The organism is Methanobrevibacter sp., from assembly GCF_045646045.1.
Lineage (GTDB): Archaea > Methanobacteriota > Methanobacteria > Methanobacteriales > Methanobacteriaceae > Methanocatella.
This window is the reverse complement of the sequence record NZ_JAZRJY010000053.1, coordinates 1-2,562: the sequence shown is the minus strand read 5'-3', so window position 1 is coordinate 2,562 and position 2,562 is coordinate 1. Positions and strand designations below refer to the sequence as shown.

The following is a 2,562-nucleotide window of genomic DNA, read 5'->3' as shown; positions in this document are numbered from 1 at the left end:
TCAAATCTCCACTCATGATTCAACCTCCTTTAATTCTGTAATCACAGAATCGATTTTGGAAGTGTGTGCCTGAACACCGACAACACTCTCCCAATCAGCACCCATTGCAATAGCAATGAATTGGGAAATATTCAAGTGAATAGCTTTAAATTCCCTGCCTTCCCTTTTAGAGATTAATGGTTGGTATCTGTCAAATTGTATATGGCAATTAGGACATAAATGCACTACAATTTCTACACCTTCATCCTTAAGTGAATTCATTTTATCTGCTGTAGCTGTAAATGATAAATCTGGATTAGAATATCTTTGTCTAAATCCTGTACCGCATGATGCTCTCTTATGATCATACCATCCAATTGTTTTGCATCCGCATGCTTCAATGAGTTCATCAATTATATTCGGATCTCTTACACCCGCAATAGTATCTTCATAATGAACTTTGCAGTAATGACACCCATGGTGGGTAGCTATCTTGTATTGGCTTAAATCATATTTAATATGCTTTTTAATTTCATCTTTTTTACCATATAAAATATCTACAAAATGAAATATATTTTCTGTAGGTGTCAAATCATTCTTTTCATATTTTAAATGATCCAAACCATTTTCTTCAAATAAAGTATTGATTTCATCCCGTAAGTCATCTTTATTATTTAATAACTTAACGGATTTTTTGTTAATTGCATAGCATGTAGCGCACATCATTACAAGATTAGGCCTTCCAAGATTTTGAGCAACTTTAAAATTACGTGCACCAATTGCAGTTGTTGAAACTTGATCAAAAACATCAGAATAATGCCCTAATCCAGTACAACAGGTCTGTTTTTCTGAAATGCCATAATCAATACCTAACTTTTCAAAAACATATTTAGTTGAGGATTCAATGCCCGGATACTCTACACTTACAAGACAACTTCTAAACAGAAGGAGATTTTTATTTGGAATATCTTTCATTTATTGGCCTCCTCTTCTTGTGATTTTCTAATATTTTCCATTCTTTGCTTAAATCCAGTAATTGTTAAAATTAAACTAACTTCATCAATTACATCTTCTGGAGGCATTAATGGCGGATAAAGATTTAATTTATCCCTATTTTCTTCCAATTTTTCAAATCTAATCTCTTCCCATCCGGGGACATCTTTTGCAATATCTTCAAAAAATATTTCAGGGATTGCCCCTATTGCAGCATCAAAATATGAGTCCGCAAATCCAAGATATTCATAAAGCTTATCCCATCCTATACCTTGATTTATTGCAAACTGTTTTAATATTTGATTTACTTCACAAACACTGTTCCCAACCGGACATACACTATGACAAGTATAACAATAAAAACAATTCCATAAATAATCTTCATGCATTATTGTTTCATCACCGCCAAGAACTTTTTCAATGATTTCTCTAGGATTATATTCTGAATGGCGTGCTGCAGGACATGTGGAAGTGCATAAACCACATTGCACACATTTCAAGACACCATCATCCCTAGTATTCTTTACATTAGCTATTATATCTTCTGCAAAATTAATGGGTGCGTCATTAATCTTTTGTTGAGTAGTCATTAAAACCACCTCGCTACAAAGTAAATTCCTGTGTTTCAATTAACTTTTTCAACTGATTAGATAATTTATTTCCTCTTAATCTATCAGATTGTCTACAGATAATTGGCACGTTGACTAATTTGTCATTGATTTCCAAATCAACATCACCGGTATTCATGTCAAATGCATCATTCTTACAGAAGTGAGCACATAATCCACATCCAAAGCATCTTGTCAAATCCAATCTTTCATTTGAAAATGCCTTTGTTGGACAAATCTCTTCAATAGTACATGAATCACATTTTGAACATTTTGATTTGTCATATTGTGGTCTTAAATCATAGCCTTCCCACATTTCTTTGTAGTTGGTTTCACCTAATGGTAAATGACGACCCTTGATTTCTGCCAATGGCAATTTAATGTTTTCATCCGTGATGAGCAAATTATTATAGATTTCCTCATTTAAAACTGGAATAGGTATAGCCACAGTATCATAAACTTCACCGCCCTGACCAGTTTTATATCCTCCAAGATAATATGGATCCATCTGCTTATAATCAGCAGCCAACATTAAATTCGGTTTTTCAGCACTAGAACGTGTACCGTCACCTAAAACATACCCTTCAGCTCCATTGAATAAAAATCTGGTTCCAGTTTTTATTACATTGTGTGGAATATCATTTTGCAATGGATTCAAATCACCACATCCTGAAAATGTTAAACCAGAAAGATTTCCTTCTAATGGAATTGCGGAAAAAATAGAATTAATTGGTTCGTTATAAGTATTAACAAAAGCAGTATAATTTTTAAATGCCATTCTAGTCCCTATAATTTGGCCTCTTCCAATATCCTCTATAGTTATTGTGTTTTCAATAGTTTTGCCTTCAACGCTTTCAACTCTCACATCAATTGTTTTGCCTTCTAAAAGTTCTTTTAAAACAAAACCCCCACCATAATTGTGGTCATATATTGAATGAGTAGTTCCGTGAAGTATAACATCAATTGCACCTAACCATTCGTT

Annotated in this window: 3 protein-coding genes; all 3 read right to left on the bottom strand. The window is 33.3% G+C overall.

Going from position 1 to position 2,562, the window contains the following annotated elements; genetic code table 11:
• Window positions 1-12: 12 nt before the first annotated feature.
• Window positions 13-954, bottom strand: a complete 942-nt coding sequence (gene hdrB, locus ACKI5C_RS03290; protein ID WP_407431797.1) for a ferredoxin:CoB-CoM heterodisulfide reductase subunit HdrB — start codon at window positions 952-954, stop codon at window positions 13-15.
• On the bottom strand, window positions 951-1,562 hold the full coding sequence (hdrC, locus tag ACKI5C_RS03285; RefSeq protein ID WP_407431796.1) for a ferredoxin:CoB-CoM heterodisulfide reductase subunit HdrC: 612 nt from the start codon (window positions 1,560-1,562) through the stop codon (window positions 951-953). The genes hdrB and hdrC overlap by 4 nt, the downstream gene beginning before the upstream one ends.
• A gap of 13 nt (window positions 1,563-1,575) precedes the next feature.
• The coding region (locus ACKI5C_RS03280) for a methanogenesis marker 16 metalloprotein (protein ID WP_407431795.1) at window positions 1,576-2,562 on the bottom strand (987 nt) is incomplete at its 5' end.

Coding starts and splice junctions, on each gene's coding strand:
- hdrC (WP_407431796.1), bottom strand. CDS start 1,562: ATGACTACTCAACAAAAGATTAATGACGCACCCATTAATTTTGCAGAA.
- hdrB (WP_407431797.1), bottom strand. CDS start 954: ATGAAAGATATTCCAAATAAAAATCTCCTTCTGTTTAGAAGTTGTCTT.